The organism is Streptomyces sp. SLBN-8D4 (assembly GCF_049739545.1).
Lineage (GTDB): Bacteria > Actinomycetota > Actinomycetes > Streptomycetales > Streptomycetaceae > Streptomyces > Streptomyces canus_C.
In genome coordinates this window covers 8,516,809-8,536,689 of record NZ_JBMGQC010000001.1, presented here as the reverse complement: position 1 = coordinate 8,536,689, position 19,881 = coordinate 8,516,809, and the positions used below count along the sequence as shown (strand labels likewise).

At 68.2% G+C, this 19,881-nt stretch carries 12 protein-coding genes and 2 pseudogenes; 12 read left to right on the top strand and 2 right to left on the bottom strand.

Going from position 1 to position 19,881, the window contains the following annotated elements:
- Window positions 1-66: 66 nt before the first annotated feature.
- The 8 genes and pseudogenes from RKD20_RS38640 to RKD20_RS38605 form a co-directional block, all read left to right on the top strand.
- Window positions 67-1,371 (top strand): ABC transporter substrate-binding protein, encoded by a 1,305-nt coding sequence (locus tag RKD20_RS38640; protein WP_424881742.1) that lies wholly within the window; start codon window positions 67-69, stop codon window positions 1,369-1,371.
- Window positions 1,372-1,457: 86 nt separating this feature from the next.
- Window positions 1,458-2,573: a Gfo/Idh/MocA family protein gene (locus tag RKD20_RS38635; protein WP_424881741.1), complete on the top strand. Its 1,116-nt coding sequence runs from the start codon at window positions 1,458-1,460 to the stop codon at window positions 2,571-2,573.
- Window positions 2,570-3,541, top strand: a complete 972-nt coding sequence (locus RKD20_RS38630; RefSeq protein WP_424881740.1) for a PmoA family protein — start codon at window positions 2,570-2,572, stop codon at window positions 3,539-3,541. Before RKD20_RS38635 ends, RKD20_RS38630 begins: the two co-directional genes overlap by 4 nt.
- Window positions 3,542-4,106: 565 nt before the next feature.
- The gene (locus RKD20_RS38625; RefSeq protein ID WP_424881739.1) at window positions 4,107-5,741 is read left to right on the top strand and encodes a serine/threonine-protein kinase; all 1,635 of its coding nucleotides are present in this window, start codon (window positions 4,107-4,109) and stop codon (window positions 5,739-5,741) included.
- A 321-nt stretch (window positions 5,742-6,062) separates the two neighbouring features.
- On the top strand, window positions 6,063-7,022 hold the full coding sequence (locus RKD20_RS38620; protein ID WP_424881738.1) for a PaaX family transcriptional regulator C-terminal domain-containing protein: 960 nt from the start codon (window positions 6,063-6,065) through the stop codon (window positions 7,020-7,022).
- Between the two features lie 469 nt (window positions 7,023-7,491).
- Complete coding sequence (locus RKD20_RS38615; RefSeq protein ID WP_424881737.1) at window positions 7,492-8,376, top strand: alpha/beta hydrolase family protein; 885 nt, start codon at window positions 7,492-7,494, stop codon at window positions 8,374-8,376.
- A gap of 324 nt (window positions 8,377-8,700) precedes the next feature.
- Window positions 8,701-9,933 (top strand): glycoside hydrolase family 5 protein, encoded by a 1,233-nt coding sequence (locus tag RKD20_RS38610; RefSeq protein WP_424881736.1) that lies wholly within the window; start codon window positions 8,701-8,703, stop codon window positions 9,931-9,933.
- Between the two features lie 204 nt (window positions 9,934-10,137).
- Window positions 10,138-10,984, top strand: a pseudogene (locus RKD20_RS38605) (helix-turn-helix domain-containing protein); the annotation flags it as partial.
- A 177-nt stretch (window positions 10,985-11,161) separates the two neighbouring features.
- Here the strand turns inward: RKD20_RS38605 and RKD20_RS38600 are convergent.
- Together RKD20_RS38600 and RKD20_RS38595 are read right to left on the bottom strand one after the other, a co-directional pair.
- Window positions 11,162-12,058: pseudogene (locus RKD20_RS38600) on the bottom strand (xanthine dehydrogenase family protein molybdopterin-binding subunit); the annotation flags it as partial.
- A gap of 203 nt (window positions 12,059-12,261) precedes the next feature.
- On the bottom strand, window positions 12,262-14,166 hold the full coding sequence (locus RKD20_RS38595) for a rhamnogalacturonan lyase (protein WP_424881735.1): 1,905 nt from the start codon (window positions 14,164-14,166) through the stop codon (window positions 12,262-12,264).
- A gap of 680 nt (window positions 14,167-14,846) precedes the next feature.
- On the opposite strand from RKD20_RS38595, the gene RKD20_RS38590 reads away from it, so the two are divergent.
- The 4 genes from RKD20_RS38590 (at window position 14,847) to RKD20_RS38575 (ending at window position 19,880) form a co-directional block, all read left to right on the top strand.
- Window positions 14,847-15,905: a glycosyl hydrolase 53 family protein gene (locus RKD20_RS38590; protein ID WP_424881734.1), complete on the top strand. Its 1,059-nt coding sequence runs from the start codon at window positions 14,847-14,849 to the stop codon at window positions 15,903-15,905.
- 69 nt (window positions 15,906-15,974) lie between these two features.
- Complete coding sequence (locus RKD20_RS38585; RefSeq protein WP_424881733.1) at window positions 15,975-17,045, top strand: rhamnogalacturonan acetylesterase; 1,071 nt, start codon at window positions 15,975-15,977, stop codon at window positions 17,043-17,045.
- 35 nt (window positions 17,046-17,080) lie between these two features.
- Window positions 17,081-17,950 (top strand): SGNH/GDSL hydrolase family protein, encoded by an 870-nt coding sequence (locus RKD20_RS38580; protein ID WP_424881732.1) that lies wholly within the window; start codon window positions 17,081-17,083, stop codon window positions 17,948-17,950.
- 580 nt (window positions 17,951-18,530) lie between these two features.
- The gene (locus tag RKD20_RS38575) at window positions 18,531-19,880 is read left to right on the top strand and encodes a right-handed parallel beta-helix repeat-containing protein (RefSeq protein WP_424881731.1); all 1,350 of its coding nucleotides are present in this window, start codon (window positions 18,531-18,533) and stop codon (window positions 19,878-19,880) included.
- Window position 19,881 lies beyond the last annotated feature (1 nt).

The following is a 19,881-nucleotide window of genomic DNA, read 5'->3' as shown; positions in this document are numbered from 1 at the left end:
AGTCATGGCCGTTCGGGAGCACCGCAGCCACCGATCCGACCCACTTATCAGCCACAGGAGAACCACATGAACCCCAGCCCCTTCAGACGCGTCGCGATCGGGGCGGTCGCCTCACTCTCGCTCGTGCTGACCGCCTGCTCCGGGAGCAGCACCGACTCCCCTGCCAAGCTCAGCGACAAGCCGGTCACCCTCCGCCTCACCTATTGGGGAGCGGACGCCCGCGCCAAGCTCACCGATGAGGCCATCGCTGCGTTCGAGAAGAAGCACCCCAACATCAAGATCAAGGGACAGTACAAGGACTGGAACGGCTACTGGGACGCGCTCGCCACGACGACCGCGGCCAAGGACTCCCCCGACGTCGTCCAGATGGACGAGCTGTATCTCGCCTCGTACGCCGACCGCGGAGCGCTGTACGACCTCGGCAAGGCCAAGAAGCTCCTCAACACCTCGCAGTTCGACGACCAGGCCCTGGCCACCGGACAGATCGACGGAACGCAGTACGCGCTTCCCGTCGGCGTCGGCGTCATGTCCGTCCTCGTGAACACCGACCTGTTCAAGAAGTACGGCGTGAAGGTTCCCGACGACAAGACGTGGACGTGGGACGACTACGCCAAGATCGGGAAGGAGCTGACGGACAAGAGCGGCGGCAAGATTCACGGCACGTCCACCGCACCGGGCTTCGACGCCGGCAGCCTCAAGTACTGGGCCCGTCAGCAGGGCGGCAACCTCTTCGGCAAGGACGGCAACGTCTCGCTCAAGCCCGCGGCGCTCGCTGGCATGTGGAAGTACGGCCAGAAACTGATCTCCTCCGGGGCCAGCGTCAAGGCCTCGACGATGGTCGAGGACCTGACCGCCGGAATCACCGCCGGCAGCTTCGCCACTGGCAAGACGGCCATGATCGGGGCCTACAACACGCAGATCACCGCGTTGCAGCAGGCCACTGGCGCGAATCTGAAGCTGCTGCAGATGCCCCACGTCGGCACCACCAAGGCCAACTTCTTCAAGCCCTCCATGTACTGGGCGGTCTCGAGCCAGAGCAAGCACCCGGCCGAAGCCGCCGAGTTCGTCAACTTCCTGCTCAACGACCCGACGGCCGCGGACATCCTCAAGACGGAGCGTGGAATCCCCGCGAACAAGAAGATGCTCCAGCACCTCGAGTCGGGTCTGGCGGGAACCGACAAGGCGGCAGCCGACTACATGAACGCCGTGACCCCGGGTGAGTCGCCGGTCGTGACGCCCAACGGCGGAAGCGGCATCGAGCCGGAGCTGCAGCGCTACAGCCAGGAGGTCTACTTCAAGAAGACCTCGCCCGACGCCGCCGCGAAGGCCTTCATCAAGGAGCTCCAGGGCGAGATCGACGCTGCCAAGTGACCTCCTTCCGGGGGCCGTCGCCGCTGCCCACGGCCCCCGGTAGCCCCACGAGAAGTGGGCCAGGAACCAAGAGAGAGAAACCACTCATGCCCAGCCCCCGGCCGCCGTACCGCGTGGCCATCATCGGCACCGGCGGTATCGCCCACGCTCATGCCGAAGCCCTCACCGAACTCTCCGAACGTGCCCGGCTGGTCGCCGTCGCCGACCTCGACCCCAGCCGTGCCGCCGAGTTCGCCGACCGATTCTCCGTGCCGCACGTCTTCAACGACCCGCAGGCTCTGCTGGAGAGCGAAGACCTCGATCTCGTACACATCTGTACGCCCCCGCAGACCCACGTACCGCTGGCATCCATGGTGATGCAGGCCGGCCTCACCGCCCTGGTGGAGAAGCCGACGGCACTGAGCCTGCGCGAGATGGACCAACTGGCCACGGTGCAGGAGCAGACCGGCTCCAAGGTTCTGACCGTCTTCCAGCACCGCTACGGTGCGGCTGCGGTACGCCTGCGCCGGTTGGCCCGCTCCGGCGCACTGGGTCGGCCACTAGTCGCCACCTGCGAGACCCTCTGGTACCGGCCCGACGCGTACTTCGAAGTGCCGTGGCGGGGACGCTGGGACGTCGAGGGCGGCGGCCCCACGATGGGACACGGCATCCACCAGTTCGACCTCATGCTGTCGGTCCTCGGCCCCTGGTCCCAGATCGCTGCACTCGCCGAACGCCAGGCCCGGCCCACGGACACCGAGGACGTCTCGATCGCCGCCGTCCGGTTCGACAGCGGAGCCCTGGCCACGGTGGTCAACTCCCTGCTGTCCCCCCGGGAGACCTCGCGCCTGCGCTTCGACTTCGAATACGCCACGATCGAACTCGAACACCTCTACGGCTACCGCGAGGAACACTGGCGGTTCACCCCGGCCCCCGGCCACGAGGGTCTCGCGGACCTCTGGACCGACGGTGCCGGGCCGGACGTCACGAGCGGCCACAGGCTCCAGATCGAGGCCGTGTTCGACGCCCGGGAGAGCGGACAGGAACCCGGCGTCTGCCTGCAAGAGGCGCGCCGCACGCTGGAGTTCGCGGCGGCGACGTACGCCTCGGCCTTCCGCGGTGTCCGCGTCAGCGCGGGCGATCTGACCGACGACGACCCGTTCGCGCTCAGCATGGACGGCGGCGCCGTGCCGTGGGAGCCGGTCAAGGAGGCCCTCGTATGAACGCTCTTGAGATCCGCCACGACCTGGGTACCTCGGTCACGGTCCGCGACGGCGGCACCGAGCTGTTCCGCTACGTCTACCGGCCGGACACCGTCCAACTGGAATCACCCAAGCCCTACATCCACCCCCTGCGCACCCGGGCCGGCAAGGTGGTCAGCCTGTTCCGTCCCCACGACCACGTGTGGCACAAGGGCATCGCGTGGTCCCTGCCCCACGTGGGCGAGGAGAACTTCTGGGGCGGTCCCACGTACATCCACGGACGCTTCTACGTCCAGCTGGAGAACAACGGAACCCAGGCCCACCGCCAGGTCGTCGACCTGGAGAGGGCCGACGGAACGGCGACGTTCGCCCACGACCTGGACTGGACCACGCAGTCCGGCGCGCTGTTCTTCACCGAGCGCAGGACGCTGCGAGCGAGCCTGATCTCCCCGGACGCCTGGGCGTTGACGTTCGAGACGCGGATGACCAACGTCTCCGGAACGGACGTCTCCATCGGGTCCCCGACCACCAAGGGACGGGAGAACGCCGGCTACGGCGGCCTGTTCTGGCGCGGCCCTCGGTCGTTCACCGGCGGGCAGTTCGTGACCGAGGAAGGGCTGGGCGGCGACGAGGTCCGCGGGCGGCGTATGGAGTGGATGGGCTTCGCGGGCCGCCATGACGAGACGGACGCGCAGTCGCTGGTGCTCATGGTCGACGACGCGGCCAACCCGAGTCACCCGCCGCAGTGGTTCGCCCGGACCGAGGAGTTCGCCTGCCTCAACCCGGCGCCGTTCTTCAGCGAGGAGGTGACCGTCGAGGACGGCGCGACCGTGCGGTTCCGCTACGGCGTCGGGATCGCCGATGCCGACGCGAACGCGGCTCCCGCACTCGCCGACGCGGTACGCCGGGTGCTCACACGGTCGGACACGCCGTCCGCACGTGCCGCGGAATCCACGGAATCCTCTTCAGGACGCTTCGCGACGGAGTGATCCGACCCCACTCGCTGTGCCACCCCGGCGTGCACTCCCCGCTCACCGGGGAGTGCACGCCTTCCTCGCGACCCCGGCTGACATCGCAACGGCCCGGCGCCTCTCGACCAACCGTGAGACGGCGGGCGTCCCGATGCTGCTCCGTCCTGCTCCCCGGCGAACCGGACGAGGTGGCCGCGGACGAGTTCGCGCGGAGCTGTGCGGTCCACTGCTCAATTCCCCGGGCCCCGCACCGGCCGTAGCTCTTCCGGACGTGACGTATCGCGTCCGCGTCCGCGCCTGAGCACACAGTTCGCAGCGCGGCCCAGGTCGCCGAGGCGGGCCCGAGTGGGTGGCACTCGCGAGCCTGCTGAAAGGCCGATTTCCCGGGTGGACTCGTCCCCGCCCGCGTCCCCCGTGACTTCCGGCACATTCGCTGGAAGACCGTCCACCCGGCCCGAGCACCTCCCCGGCCCGGACTTTCCCTCCTGACCGTCCACTTGGCCTTTCGGCCGGTGAGGGGGCTCGGGCTGCCAGAAGTTTCGCTGAGAATAGTGTGTTGCGGGTGTAAAAAGTGATGCTTGGCATGGACGCCACGGATGCGGTGCTTGATTGTGCTGGTCCGGCGGCTGAACCTGATCGGCAGTGCACATGGGAGAGGGCGCGGGGCGTGGAATTGCTGGACGAGTCTGATCCGGGGGCTGTAGGGGGTTATCCCCTGCTGGCGCGGCTCGGTGAGGGTGGCATGGGGCGGGTGTATCTGTCCCGGACGGTGTCGGGGCGTCCCCTGGCGCTGAAGACGGTGCGCGCCGAGTTCGGACGGGAGCCAGGGTTCGAGGAGCGGTTCGCGCGGGAAATCCGTAACAGCGACCAGGTGCGCTCTCCTTGGACGCCTGCGGTGGTGGACTACAGCCCGGTGGGGCAGCGCCCGCAGTGGCTCGCCACCGAGTACGTGGCCGCGCCGTCCCTGGCGGAGTGGGTACGGCAGTACGGCCCGCTGCCCGAGCAGAGCGTACTGGCACTGGCGGCCGAGCTATTCGGGGCGCTGGGAGCGGTACACGGGGCCGGGCTGGCCCACCGGGATGTCAAGCCGTCCAATGTGCTGCTGGGCCGCCGCAGTCCGTTGCTCATCGACTTCGGGATCGCGCGCGCGAGGGAGGACACGCGTCACACGAGGACCGGCGGTGTGATCGGTACCCCCGGCTATCTGGCGCCGGAGCAGGCGAGCGCCGGGGAATCGGGTGCGCCCGGTGATGTGTTCTCGCTGGCTTCGGTGCTGGTGTACGCGGCAACGGGCCGGGGTCCGTTCTCCCGCCCCGACGAGGAGTTCTCGCCTGCGGTGCTGCTCTACCGCATCGTGCATCAGGAGCCGAACCTCGACGGCGTGCCGGCGGCCCTGATCCCGTTCTTGCGGTCCTGTCTGGCCAAGCACCCCGAGCAGCGGCCCACGCCCGCCGATGTGAGCGTTCTGCTGGAACGCCTGGGCGGCCGGTGCGGTACCTGGCCGCAGCTGCTGCCCGAGGCACTGGAAAAAGATCTCGCCGTACGCGAGGAGGAGGCGGACGCCTTGGTCTCCACGACAGTGCGATCGCCATCTGTGCCGGCTGTGTCACGTGAGCCCGAAGACGGCCCGGCCCCGGCCGACGCGGGGACCGCCGTCCTGCCGCCTTCCGACGCCGTGCGACGGTGGCTGTCAAGCCGTACCGGCCGGGTGGTCGCCGGGACCACGGTCGCGGCCTTGATGGCCACGGCAGGCACGTTCGTCGTGCAGCCCTTCTCCGACGATGACGCGTCCGGCGGGACGCCTTCGTCGTCCGCGCCTACATCGCTTCCCGCGGCCTGGGCAGGTACATGGGTCGGTACCGGGCCGGGCAATCCCACACCTGACAGTTTCAATCAGCCCCGGACCGACCGGTTCACCGTCACTTTGACTCTCCACCCGGCACAACAGGGTGAGCCGGCGGGCAAGCAGGTCAGCAACGTGACCGAGGTGAACACCGGCCTTGAGCTGGGATGCACCGAGACACTGCAATTGCGGGAGGTACGCAAGGACTCGATGGTCCTCAAAGCTGTCACCAGCCAACCCACCGACCCGTCGGCCGAAGTCGGCTGCCCCAGCGGCAATGTCTACGTCGTCACGATGACCGACCGAGACACCCTGAGCCTGAGCGACGAGGGTGACCAGTCCGCCGGGGCGCCGTCCACCCTCACCCGGCGCTGACGGATGCGCCCGCCGGCCATGCGATGCCACGCCCTTCCCATCCATCGCCGGCTTCGCTGAGGCCGTAGCGCTCCGTCGCCTCCCTCCGGACGCACTCCCGGCCGCGAGGTGCGAAAGCAGTGCGTGGGCGGCGCGGGAGCGCGAGGCGCAGCGGGAGGCGGGAGTGCCGAGCCCGCGGGGCACTGCCCGGGCACCTTCGCTTCACCGGTGCGCGGAGGTTCCGCCGGGTGGGCCGATCCCGGCGGAGCTCCACCCGACGATCTCCCAGCCGTTAAAGTGGTGCCGATCCTGTCCACCGCGTCGGAGCCGACCTTGCCGAACATGTCCCACCTTGAGGAGCTCTTCTCCGACGAGGGTGACGGCGCCGCCGGCCCCGTGCGGTCGCCCGGCTGGCAGAGCACCGTCTCGCCACAGGGGCTCGCGGTGACGTTGATCGCCGATTACACCTTCCCCGTCCGGTCCTGGCTGCCGTCGGCGGCGATCGTGGCGCTGCTCGGCGAGTTCCAGGTGACCCCGGGCGCCGCCCGTACGACGATCAGCAGGCTGATGCGCCGTGGTGTGCTGGAGGGCAGCCGGCAAGGGCGGTACAGCTCCTACCGGCTGACGTCTCAGGCCGCCGTCGATCTGTGGAGCGGCGCCAGCTCGATCGCCACCTTCACCACTCAGCCCGACTCGTGGGACGGACGGTGGACACTGATCGCCTTCTCCGTTCCGGAACAGGAGAGCACGCGGCGGCGGGCGTTGCGCACCGCGCTGCGTTGGCGCGGATTCGCGCCGCTGTACGACGCGCTCTGGGTGTCGCCGCACCCCCTGACCTCCAAGGGGCGGGTCGAGGTGGCCGACCTGGCGCGGGGAGCGGTGACCGTGTTCCGCGCGCGGCAGGAGGAACTGGACACGGAGGTCGACCGCAGCCCGGTCGAGGCATGGGACCTGACCGGCATCGCCGAGCATTACCAGGCCTTCGTCAGCCGTTGGAGCGGCTTGCTCCCGCACATCAGCGCCGACGGCGTCACCGGAGCCGACGCGGTGCGCGCCCGGACCGAAGTCATGAACGCCTACCGGCACTTCCCCATCCTGGACCCGTTGCTCCCCATCGGGCTGCTGCCATCCGACTGGCCCCGGTCACGGGCGCGGGAAGTCTGCGTCGCGGTGTACGACGGGCTGCTCCAGCCCGCCCAGGACCATGTCCGCGCCGTGGTGACCCGATTCGCGGAGGGACCGCACCTCGACATCAAGGCCCATACGATCGCCGGCATGAGTGCGGGTATCGGCCACGGCTGACGGCGGGCCGTCGCGAGCGTGACCGGGCGGTGTGCGGAGACGCACACCGCGCCACTCGCGCCTCGATCTGTCGAATGCGCGTCGAAGACAACAGAGTTGGGCGCCAATGATTGACAGACCGGCACCCGATCGGGACTCTGACTGTTGCAACCCGATGTGGGAACGCTCCCAGAGGCGCAGCACAGGACCAGTGGAAGGAGAGGCACTCTCTGCCACGCTTCCGCGGAGGTCGGCAGGTGTTCACCGGCTCGCCCTGCCTCTGCCCGCAAGGCAACGCCACATCGATCACCACCACGGTCGCTGTCACGGGCAGGACCGGAACATCCTCCACCGGCGCGATACGCCCACCTGACCACCCCCACGGCTACGACCCCACCAGCTCGGTCAGTACGACCGCCCCGGCATCGCCGATGCCTCCTCCCGGCACCTGACCGAGCAGCGTTGCGAACCCCCCACACCAGGAGTCTTCATGACCATGCAACGGCGTAGTTTCCTGACCCTGAGCGCGGCCGGAGCCGCGGGCGTGGGCTTGTCCCTGCTCGGCACGGGCCAAGCAGGTGCCACCGCTCGGGCGGGAGCTCCGACCCAGCGGTTCGCGGTCGGCGTACGCCAGTACGCCTGGAGCCGCGGCAGCCGCCGTTGGACCACCTACGTCTACTACCCCGCCGCCGGCGCCCCGGGCGGCTCCCCGGTCGCCAACGCCCCCGTCGCCCAAGGCGTCTTCCCGGTCTGCGAGTTCATGCACGGCTTCAGCAGCAGCCCGCAGAATTCTTTGGCGATCATCCGCCCCCTGGCCGAGGCGGGCTTCATCGTCCCCGCCCCCCACTTCGCCAACCTCAGCGGCCAGGACGTCTACAACGGCAACCAGTCCAAGGACGTCTCCGAGGTCATCACGCGGACCCTCGCCCTCAACACCGCCGGGGACCCGCTGGCCGGCCACATCAACACAGCGGTCGGAGTCGGTGTCTCCGGCCACTCGATGGGCGGCATGACCACCCACGGACTGTTGACGGCCTGGCCGGACGCACGGATCACCGCCGCGATCCCCATGTCCTGCGTGGACATGGGCAACCCGAGCCCGTCGGTCCGCGCCAAGGTCCTGTTCACGCACGGCGACCGGGACGGAACGTGCCCGATCTCCTCCGCCCGCCAGGCGTACCGGGAACTGCCCGCCGCCAAGGCGTTCCTCACCTTCCGCGGCGCCGGCCACAGCAACTACTTCGGCGACTCCCGCACCGTCAACACCTTCGTGGACTGGATGCGGTGGAGTCTGTACGGCGGCACCGCGGCCCGCGACCGCCTTCGCACCGACGCCACCTCCAGCACCACCACCTGGGAATCCGCCCTGAGCTGAGGAGCAGCTACGCGCGGCTCCGGACGCGCGCATTGGCCGTGACCGCGGCACACCCGGGCCTGGCCGCCCAGGATGCGTGACCGTCCACGGACGCGCACCAGTCGGGGCAGCCCGGCCCTCGTCACAGCACGAGCGCTTCGCTGCTCCGACCACTTTCCGGGACTCCTGCGAGTCAGCCGCAGCGCCCACTGGCTGTGTACGTTCGCAGGCCCGCGCCCCAGAAATGGCACCCCCGAACAGCGGGGCGGCTCCGGCCGCTCGCGCTCGGGCAGAAAGGTCCACTTGAGGGTTCGACACCCTCAAGACCGCAAGAGAGGAAAGCCCATGGCTTCACTAGCAGGGAAGATCAGAGTCATTCTCCTTGCCGTCCTGTTGGCGGTTGCCGCATCTGTGTACGGCACGGCGCATCAGGCGTCGGCCGATACCGTGGCACAGTCGAGCGCTTCACAGATCGTGGCCGACATGGGCGCGGGATGGAATCTGGGGAACCAACTCGAAGCCACCACCAACGGATACCCCAGCGAAACGGCATGGGGCCAGCCGGCCGTGACCCAGGCCCTCATCGACAAGGTGCGGGCGGCAGGGTTCAAGACGATCCGGATCCCCGTCTCCTACCTGGGATACATAGGACCCGGCCCGAACTACACGATCAACGCCTCCTGGCTGAACAGAATCCAGGAAGTCGTCAACTACGCCTACAACAGGGGCCTGCATGTGCTGATCAACATGCACGGTGACGGCTACAAGAACGTGAGCGGCTCCTGGCTGATCTGCGACTCATCCTCCCAGACGACGATCAAGGCCAAGTACGAGAAGGCCTGGCAGCAGATCGCGAACAGGTTCAAGAACTACGACCAGCGCCTGATCATGGAGTCCATGAACGAGGAGTTCGACGGGCAGTACGGCCGTCCGACCCAACCGTGCTACTCCAACATCAACAGCTACAACCAGATCTTCGTGGACACCGTACGGAAAACGGGCGGAAACAACAGTTCAAGGTGGCTGCTCGTGGCCGGCTGGAACACGAACATCGACTACACCGCGGGGAATTACGGCTTCCAGCTTCCGTCCGACCAGTATCGCTCCCCCTCCATTCCCGCCAGTGAGCGGCGGATCATGATCTCCGTTCATCACTACAGTCCGTGGGACTTCGCCGGAGAGGAAAGCGGCACCATCACGCAGTGGGGACGAGCAGCGACCAATCCGTCGAGGAAGTCGACCTGGGGACAGGAGGACTATCTGGACGCCCAGCTCAAGACGATGCACGACGTGTTCGTCACGAAGGGATATCCGGTGGTGGTGGGCGAGTACGGTGCCATCGACAAGTCATCGTTCGATTCATCGAACAACAGGTATCGCGCGGACTTCGCCCGGGCCGTCGCGGCCACTGCCAAGAAATACGGGGCCGCAAGCGTCTACTGGGACAACGGTGCGACCGGACGGTACGGGTTCGGGCTGTTCGACCGGCGCTCCCTCACGGTGACCCAGCAGGGCATCATCAACGGCATCATGAGCGGCGTCGGTGTCCCTGTGACCGTCCAGGGCCCTTCCGCCTGACGCACAGCAGGACCGGAGACTCGGCAACGGGTACAGAACGGACCTCGGCGGGCGCGCAGTTGGACGGGGGGAGCGATGCCGCACGGTGTCGATCTCGTCCAACTGCGCGCCGGCCAGCCGGAGAAGCTACGCTGCTTCGCATCTGCGAGCACGTGCGACAAATGGAGGACAGAGATGTCTTCACAAGTGGCGCCCGGTGACGACATGACGACCGGACTTGACCGGCGCGCCGAGCCCAGGGAGTTCCTCCGTTCTCGCAGGGCCCGACTCAAGCCCGAGGACATCGGCCTGCCCTCGTACGGGCGGCGGCGGGCCCCCGGTTTGCGGCGCGAGGAGTTGGCGCAGTTGGCGGGAGTGTCGTACGCGTACTACGCGCGTCTGGAACAGGGTTACGGCGAGACCATGTCGGCCGAGGTGCTGGACGCCGTGGCCCAGGCCCTGCGCCTGAACGAGGAGGAACGGGACCATCTGATCCGGCTGGCCCAGCCCGGCCGTAACCGCATCGCAGGCCGCGCCCACGCCGCAGCGGCTACGGCCCAGCGTCCAGAACCTCCTGGACACGCTCGGCGTTCCCGCCTACGTCGTCAGCCGCCGTCTGGACGTCCTCGGACGGAACCGGCTCGCCACCGCCGTCTTCGGGGACTGGGCTCAAGTGCCGCCCGGGGAGCGGAACACGGCCCGGCTGATCTTCCTCTCTCCTGAAGTGCGCGACCGGTTCGCCGAACCGGACCGCACGGCTGCGATGGTCGCCGGCGTTCTGCGGAGGAACGCCGGCAAGAGTCCCGAGGACGCACACCTGGCCTCGCTGATCCGCGAGTTGTCGCAGAAGAGCGAGGAGTTCCGGCGACTGTGGGCCCGGCACGAGGTGAGCTGCGGGAGCGTCGGCGAGGTCGTGCGGATGCGGCATCCGCTGGTGGGAGAGTTCGACCTCGTGCACGAACCCATGGCGCTGCCCGGGGGCGCCCCCATGCGGCTGAACACCTACCACGCAGAGCCGGGCTCACGGTCGGAGGAAACCCTGCGGATGCTGGCCAGTCGGGAGATGGAGCCGCAGGACTGGGAGGTCGGTCCGGCCGGGGTGACCCGACGCTCGTGGGCCGGCATGAGCGGGCGGCGGCTCGGGGGCGGGCCGTCAAGCGGTCGGCACCGGGGTTGGTGGCATCGGGGCCGGGACGGAACCGTGGATGGGGCCGGGGAGGCGGGACAACGACAGGCCGGTGCCGTTGTTGGTGATGATGCGGCCCGCGTCGTACACGCCGAGCATCCGCCGCACCCGGACCAGGCCGAGCCGGGCGTCGACGGCGACCTCGGCGAACATGGCGGCGTAGCCGTCCATCGAGAACCGGCTTTCCGTTTCCGGGGTGTACGACCTGCGCGCCTCCAGGTGGGTGAGGTTGTTGCGGGTGAGGAGTTGCCGGTACGTCTCCCCGCGCGCGGCGTCGCCCTTGACGTGCAGCCGTCCGCCGCGGACCACGGCGTCGCCGGCGTCGACGCCGTGCAGCGGTGAGCGTTCGTCCTCGACCGCGAGCTCGAGGGCCTGCCGGCGCAGCTTGTCGCAGGTGTCCTGAACGGCGGATCCCACACTGAGCATGGTCTGCTAGGCGCCCTGGGCGGGGGCCGGCGGCATGGCGGAGTCGCCGAGCCTGAATTCGACGTCGGGTACGGCCAGGCCGAGGGCGTCGGCGGCGACTTGGGTCATGGAGGTGTACGTGCCCGTGTCGTGGGTCGCGGACTGGACCACGGCGGTACCGTCGGCGCCGAGTCTGGCGTGGGCCTGGGCCTGGCCGCGGAAGACGTCGTAGCAGCCGGTGGCCACACCGGCGCCGATCAGCCAGTCGCGGTCACGCGTGGAACGCGGCCCGGGGTCGCGCCGGTGCCAGCCGAAGGCACGGGCGCCGACGCGGAAGCACTCGCGCGGCCGCCGGGTGGAGAAGGGCTGCTGCTTGGACGGGTCCTCACCGGGTTCGTTGCGCAGCCCCAGCTCGATCGGGTCGATGCCGAGCTTGTGGGCGAGTCCGACCACCGCGGTCTCGATGACGAAGGCCGCGCTGCCGCAGCCGGGGCCGCGCATCCACTGCGGGGTGCTCACATCGAGCGGCACGAGCCGGACGTGCTGGCTGAGGTCGGCGCGATACAACGAGCGGACGCGAAGTCGCTGTACGCCTGTGCCCGGTGCCGGCCGGACTGGTCGTGGATGACGAACACCCTCACCGGGCGGCATGCCCCGCAGCCGGTGCTCGGGTACCCGGCCCGGTTTCACTCGTTCAACGAACGCCGCTTCCCTGATGCCTGAACCCGTTCAAGCATCAGGGAAGTCGGCCATCCAGCTCAGAGGCGGTTCGGGAGGGCGACCGTGGGGCGGGGCGGAGTGCCCATGTTGGCGCCGATGAAGAAGCTGGGGTGCGGGGGCTGGTTGTAGGCCGTGTTCTGCCAGGCCAGGGCCGTGCGGTACTGGGTGTCGTGGAGGAGGGTCGTGATCCGCGTACTGGTCTGGTACGGCGTGGCGTAGATCCGCAGGGCCGTGTTGTTGGACGTCGGCCAGATGACCTCCTCGCGCCAGTCGCCGAGGATGTCGCCGGACAAGGACGGCGTCGACTTGGTGCCGTTGTTGGAGTGGACCCCGGAGCCGGTGAGCAGGCGGGTGTCGCCGGAGGTGCCGTACTTGTCGATGTGGGTGCCGTCGAGGAGTTCGCGCGTGGTGTCGCCGTCCCACCACGCCAGGAAGTTGCTGGACCCGGGCTTACGGCTGGCGACCACCGCGCCCTTGGGGTTGCGGACGCCACTCACGAGCGACGACCACGACTCGGCGCCCGCGCTGCCGGACCAGATGTCACCGGACACACCTCGGCCGTTGTCACCGGCGGCCGGAGTGGACCAGAGGATCTGGCCGGTCCTCACGTCCGCCATCCAGGAGGACGGCTTGGAGCTGTCCTCGTCGACCTTGAACTCCTCCAGACCCGGCCGGGACGGGTCGAGGTCGCCCACATGCATCGCGTCCCCGTGGCCGTTCCGCGTCGTCCACAGGCCGTTGCCGTTGTCGTCGACGGCCATCGCACCGTAGACGATCTCGTCCTTGCCGTCGCCGTCGACGTCCGCGACCGACAGTTGGTGGTTGCCCTGGCCGGCGTAGCCGCTGTTGGCGTTGGAGTCGAAGGTCCAGCGGCGGGTGAACTGCCCGTTCCGCCAGTCCCAGGCCGCGATCACCGCGCGGGTGTAGTAGCCACGAGCCATGATCACCGAGGGGCGTGAACCGTCCAGGTAGGCCGTGCCCGCCAGGAACCGGTCCACGCGGTTGCCGTAGGAGTCCCCCCAGGACGACACCGTGCCTCGGGCTGGGACGTAGTCGACGGACTGCATCGCCTTGCCCGTCTGCCCGTTGAACATCGTCAGGTACTCGGGGCCGGACAGCACGTAACCCGAGGAGTTGCGGTGATCGGCCGAGGAACTGCCTATGACCGCGCCGGTTCCGTCCTTCGTGCCGTCGGCGGTCTTCATGGCGACCTCGGCCTTGCCGTCGCCGTCGTAGTCGTACACCTGGAACTGTGTGTAGTGGGCACCGGAGCGGATGTTACGGCCCAGGTCGATACGCCACAGGCGAGTGCCGTCGAGCTTGATGCCGTCGACGATCGTGTTGCCGGTGTAGCCGGACTGGGAGTTGTCCTTGGCGTTCGTCGGCTGCCACTTCAGAACGAGGTCCATGGCGCCGTCGCCGTCGAGGTCGCCGACGGAGGCGTCGTTGGCCTCGTAGGTGTACGGCGAGTTGCCCGGGGAGGTGCCGCCGGGCGGTGGGGAGATCGGCACGTCCTTGTACCCGGTGCGGAACTGAAGCGCGTGCTCGGACGACGCCTGCTCGATGCCGTTCACCACCGCGCGCACCGTGTAGTCGGCCGAGTCCGGGGAGCCGGCGTCCAAGTAGTTCGTCGAGGTGGTCAGGGGCGAGGAGTTGAGTCTCGTGCCGCCACGGTAGACGTTGAAGGCCACGTCGTTCGGGTCAGTGGCCAGCCACCTCCACGACACTAGGTTCCCGCTGCCGGTGTAGACGCTGGTCAGGCCCCGGTCGAGGCGTTCCACCTGCCGCGCGGTCGCGGCGTGCGCGGTCTGCGGCAGACCGGTGAGTGCGGAGAGGGCCAGTGCGGTGGCGGCCGTCAAGCCGCCGAACAGCCGCTTGCTCGACCGGCGTTGGAATCGCCATGGGGGCGATGCGGTGTGCTGATGACGGTACGGGTCGGTCACGATGACCTCCGATGTGGGGGGTGATGTGAAGATCGCGGCGACGGCGATCTGACCACAGCGTGGGAACGCTCCCATTCGCTGCGAGGGTAGGAATTCACTGATAGCCCGTCAAGCATCCCGTTGGCCTTTTCTGTTCGAGCATGTTCGAGTGCGAGCCGACGAGATGTCCCGTGTACAGCCTCGTCTCCGTCGCCGCATTCCACACAAAGGGCACTTGAACTGGGCTGACTCCCGCCGTTTCAGACAACTCACGGCCAAGGCGCGGCGAGCATCCGCCCACAGGATCGCACTGCTTCTTTCATGGATCGGGGAACAATGGTTGACAGCTTGGTGCTCGATCGAGAAGCTGCGTGATGCACCTCCGGTTCGTTGTGATGCGATTGCGCACTTAAGTCGCAACACCTCTGTGATCGCTCACAGTTCCGACCTGGAGGAGCGGCCTTGGCGTGCCAAGACCGCCCTCTTCGACACGTGCCACTCGCAAGCACTCCTGCCTTAGTTGTCGCCACACCGAGGGAGGCAGCATCGGCTGGATCGCACGCGGCTACACCAACTCCTTGAACCTGAGCGTCAGTTGCCCCCACATGACCCGCCCCTCGCTCCTGGACGTCTCTCTCACTGACCCGCTCTCCGCCGACCGCGACGCCTTACCCACGGCCGACGGAAGGAAAGGACCGACCATGTCCCCGCAACCCCCCACACCAGTTGCCGGGCGCCTCAGCCGGCGAACCCTGCTCAAGGCCACCACCACCACCGCCGGGGCGATCGCCACCGCCGTCGCGTTCGCCGAACTCGAGACGCCTGCCGAGGCCGCGGCGAGCTTCGTCAAAGGCGTCGACATCAGCTGGGCACCGCAGATGGAGGCGCGCGGCTACTCCTGGAAGAACGCCGGCGGGCAGACCCAGGACCTGCTGACCATCCTCAAGGGTTACGGCATCACCGCCGTACGGCTGCGCACCTTCGTCAACCCGTCCAGCAGCGCGACCGACGGGCACTGCAGCATCAACGAGGTCGCCACCTTCGCCAAGCGGGTCAAGGCCGCCGGGATGTCGATCATGCTCGACTACATGTTCGGCGACACCTGGAACTCCGTCGGCGTGCAGAACCCGCCCGCCGCCTGGCGGAACATGAGCTACAGCCAGATGCGCTCCGCGATGAGCACGTACGTGAACCAGACGATGACCGTCATGAAGAACAACGACGTGCTGCCCACCTGGGTCCAGATCGGCAACGAGATCAACAGCGGGATCTGCCGCCCCGTCGGCAGCATCTCCAACGGGGCGCAGATGACCGGACTGCTCAACGCCGCCTACGACCAGGTCAAGGCTGTGTCGCCGAACTCGACGGTGTGCATCCACCTGGCCCAGCCACAGAAGTACGACGTGATGACCACGTTCTTCAGCCGCTTCGCGGCGAGCGGCGGCAAGTGGGACATGTCGGTGTTCTCCTCCTACGGCAGTGCCGACCTCGCCCCCGGCATCGTGGCGAACATGAAGAAGATCTCCGCCGCCTACGGCAAGCCGTTCCTGCAGAGCGAGTTCGGTGGCCGGGTGGACCGCGCCTCCTCCACCCAGGCCTCGCTGGTCGCCTACATCAAGGCGCTCAAGGCCAACGGCGGGCAGGGGATCTTCTACTGGGAGCCGGAGTGCATGTCGCCGTTCACCGGCTACAACATGGGCGCCTGGGACTCCTCCACCAAGCGGCCCACCACCATCATGAACGGCTTCACCCAGGCCTGAGCGACGGGCCATGGACCGCAACCCGGGCAACTCTCCGGTCAAGGATGGGGATTGGTGATTGTAATGGGCATGACATCACGTCTCGAAGGACATGGAGTCAGGCTGGGAGTGGTGGGTCTGCTGACCCTTGCGACGCTGGTCGGCACCGGTGCGGCGCATGCCGGTGCCGCCACCCGGGCGCTGCCTGCTGGTTGTTCCGGCACTGCGCCGATCAAGTGTCACTACGCGGTCTCACCCGGCAACTACGACGTGACGGTCTCCATCGGTGGTGCCCCCGGCGCCGAGACCGACATGTGGGTGGAGGCCCGGCGCCTGATGCTTCCGGCAACGAAGACGGCGGCCGGTGCCACCGCCACGTACTCGTTCACGGTCAACGTGCGGCAGCCGGAAGGGCAGCCCACCGGCCAGGGCGGCACCGGAAACCCCGGCCTGGACATCCGGTTCTCGGGGACCAACCCGCAGGTGTCGGCCGTCTCGGTGAAACCGGCGACCCAGCCGCTCGTCGCCTACCTGGCCGGTGACTCGACCGTGTGCGACCAGCCCCTGGCCCCGTACACGGGATGGGGCCAGATGATCACGCCGGCGGTGCGTCCCGGGGCATCCATTGCCAACTACGCGGACTCGGGGGAGAGTTCGGGCAGCTTCCTGAGAAACTCGGCCCTCTTCCCGGCGCTGTTGCCGAAGGTCAAGGCAAACGACGCGGTCTTCATCCAGTTCGGCCACAACGACAAGCAGACCAGCGCGTCAGCCTTCCGGAGCAACCTCACCTCCATGATCACGCAGGTCCGTGCGAAGGGCGGCGTCCCGGTTCTGGTGACCCCGCCGGTCCGCCGGCAGTTCAACGGCAGCCGGCTCACGCCCACAGCACTGCACGTCAACGGTCTCGGAGTGAACCTGCCCGCCGAGATGCGCTCGGTCGGCACCGCGCAGAACGTGCCGGTGATCGATCTGACCGCCAAGAGCAAGACGCTGGTCGAGTCCCTCGGCCCGTCCGCCTCCGCACAGCTCTTCCTGCGCTCATCCGTCGACGGTGTCACGGACAACACCCACTTCTCGCAGTACGGCGCGAGCCAGATGGGCGGGCTGGTGCTCCAGAGCATCCGCGAGCAGCGCCTGCCCCTGGCCGCGTACCTGCGCTGACCGAACGCCCGGCGCCAGTCCCAAGGAGGGACCCGTTGAGGAACTTACGGATTCTCATCACGACCGCGCTCGTGATCGCCTTGTCGAGCCTCGGTGTCAGCGCCGCATCCGCGGCGGACCGCGTCGCCACAGACTGCACCAGTGCCTCCCGCGCCCAGGCCCCGACCGCACAGGCGGCCGCCGCGCCGGTCACCGTGTGGCTGGCCGGCGACTCCACCATGGCCAACCCGAGCTCCGGCCGGTGCCCGGTCGGCTGGGGCAGCCAGTTCGACGCCCTGTTCAACAGCGACGTGACCGTCAAGAACCAGGCGGTCGGAGGCCGCAGCATCCAGACCTGGCTGTACGAGGGGAACGTGAGCAGCACCAAGGGCTCGGACGGTGAGTGCCGCCTCACGTCCACCACGTACTCGTCCCGGTGGCAGGCGATGCTGAACTCGAGCACCGGAATGAAGGCCGGTGACTACCTGTTCATCCAGTTCGGCATCAACGACTCCTCCTCGACCTGCCCCCGGCACGTCGGCCCGGCCCGGTACCAACAGTTGATGACGATGATGGCGCAGGCCGCCCTGGCCCGGGGCGCGCACCCGGTGCTGCTCACCCCAGTGGCCGCCATCACCTGCTCCGGTGGCACGGCGACCAAGAACCGCGGCTTCGTGGGCGAGACCTTCGCCGCCGGATCCGCCACCAGGGCGCCCGTCATCGACCTGCAGACACTCAGTGTCTCGCTCTACAACAGCCTGCGCTTCTGCCCGAACAACGGCGACTACGGAGGCAGCGGTCCCCTGGGCACCTTCTTCTGCAACGACCACACCCACTTCGACACCTACGGCGCCCAGCGGATCGCAGGGCTCGTCGCCGGTGACGTTCGCCGCCAGAACCTCCCGCTCGCCGCGTATCTCAGGTAGCACGCGGCGTTGGGCGCGAACCGGGGACGCAGTCGTCCCTACCTGACGGTGGCGTGTGGACGTGGCTCGGCTCCGACCGGGCCGCGGCATGCGACGTGTTCCCGTCCTCCTCGCATTCCTTCATGAGGCCGGAGATGCGTGAGTCCCGGCCCTTCTACGGCGGGACAGCGCACCATCGAGGTGTTCGGACCGGCGGCGCGGCAGGCCAGGACCGTTCACCAGAGCCCGTACGACCGGGTGATGGACCCCGCGTCGCCGCCGAGCTCGCCGACGTGGAGTCCGGCAAGAACGTCGACACGGCATGGAGGGACGCCCAGAACGCCATCGAGCGTGAACTCACCCGCAAGGGGCGATCTGAATGGGCCTCGCCGATGCGCCATGCGGGAAGACCGTCGAGCGGCGCGGGAGGGCCGCCAAGCCACCACCGGACGGGTCCAGGCCACTGCCCGCCGGCGCCGCTACTGGCGGATGTACACGGCGGTCTCCCCCTTCTAAAAGCGTTCGCACCTGCGCTGAGTTCTTCAGGCAGGCACGAGCCCTACTGCCGCACGGGAAATCACCTGATTCGGGAGATGACGCTGTGAGAACCGCGATGTTCGGCACCCCTGCCCTCCTGCTCTCGGTGGTCGCGGCGAGTTCCGTCGCCATGACCCCCGGTTCGGCGTCCGCGAGTGCCGCGGCGGCCGGAAACACCTACTACGTCGCCCCGAGCGGGAACGACAGCGCGGCAGGTACGCAGGCCGCTCCGTGGGCATCGATCGCCCGTGCACAGGCCGTCGCCAAGGCGGGCGACACCGTCTACTTCCGGGGCGGCACCTACGCCTACACCCGCGCGAACAGCGCGTGTTCGAGCCAGACCGCCAAGGTCGACGCGATCACCCTCAACAAGAGCGGCAGCTCCGGCAGCCTGATCCGGTACTGGGCCCAGCCGGGCGAGAAACCGGTTTTCGACTTCTCTCGGATGACAGACGACTGCCGCATCAAGGGCTTCGACGTCACCGGCAGCTGGATCCACCTCAAAGGACTGGAAGTCAAGGGCGTTCCCCAGAACAACAACCGCAACGCCGAGTCCTGGGGGATCTGGGTTTCCGGCAGCAACGACGTCTTCGAGCAGATCAACACCCACCACCACATGGGTACCGGCCTGTTCATCAGCGGTGGGGGCGGCAACCTCGTCCTCAACTCGGACGCGCATGACAACTACGACCCGCGCAGCAACGACGGGCCCGGCGAGAACGCCGACGGGTTCGGTTCGCACTACACGCCGACCGGCCGCCCCGCGAACGTGTTCCGGGGTTGCCGATCGTGGTGGAACGCCGATGACGGGTTCGACCTCATCTCCACCTACTCGCCAGTGATCATCGAGAAGTCGTGGGCCTGGCGCAACGGGTACGTGCTGGGGACGACGACGCCCTCCGGCAACGGAGCCGGCTTCAAGTCCGGCGGCTACGGGGGCGACTACGAGGCCAACGCGCCGAAGCACACCGTCCGCTCCTCGGTGGCGTTCCTCAACAAGGCGGCCGGCTTCTACGCCAACCACCACCCGGTTGCCAACGACTTCTTCAACAACACCGGCTACGGAAACCACCCCAACTTCAACATGCTGGGAATCGACTCGCGCGGCGCCGCCGTCGGCCGGGGCACCCTGCGCAACAACATCGCCTACACCGGAACGGCGACGTCGAACATGAGCGGCACGAACGCCGCGTACAACTCCTGGAACCTCGGCGTCCCCCTGTCGGACTCCCAGTTTCGCAGTGTGTCGACGTCCGGCTGGGACGCGCCCCGCCAGCCGGACGGGAACCTGCCCGTGCTGCCCCACCTCCGTCTCGCGGCGAACAGTGCCCTGACCGACAAGGGCACCGCCGTGGGACTGCCCTTCAGCGGAAGTGCGCCGGATCTCGGCGCCTTTGAGAATGACGGAAGGTGAC

Bases quoted from the DNA above. Each gene is read 5' to 3' on its own strand.
- RKD20_RS38640 (WP_424881742.1), top strand. From the start codon at position 67: ATGAACCCCAGCCCCTTCAGACGCGTCGCGATCGGGGCGGTCGCCTCA.
- RKD20_RS38635 (WP_424881741.1), top strand. From the start codon at position 1,458: ATGCCCAGCCCCCGGCCGCCGTACCGCGTGGCCATCATCGGCACCGGC.
- RKD20_RS38630 (WP_424881740.1), top strand. From the start codon at position 2,570: ATGAACGCTCTTGAGATCCGCCACGACCTGGGTACCTCGGTCACGGTC.
- RKD20_RS38625 (WP_424881739.1), top strand. From the start codon at position 4,107: ATGGACGCCACGGATGCGGTGCTTGATTGTGCTGGTCCGGCGGCTGAA.
- RKD20_RS38620 (WP_424881738.1), top strand. From the start codon at position 6,063: ATGTCCCACCTTGAGGAGCTCTTCTCCGACGAGGGTGACGGCGCCGCC.
- RKD20_RS38615 (WP_424881737.1), top strand. From the start codon at position 7,492: ATGACCATGCAACGGCGTAGTTTCCTGACCCTGAGCGCGGCCGGAGCC.
- RKD20_RS38610 (WP_424881736.1), top strand. From the start codon at position 8,701: ATGGCTTCACTAGCAGGGAAGATCAGAGTCATTCTCCTTGCCGTCCTG.
- RKD20_RS38590 (WP_424881734.1), top strand. From the start codon at position 14,847: ATGTCCCCGCAACCCCCCACACCAGTTGCCGGGCGCCTCAGCCGGCGA.
- RKD20_RS38585 (WP_424881733.1), top strand. From the start codon at position 15,975: ATGACATCACGTCTCGAAGGACATGGAGTCAGGCTGGGAGTGGTGGGT.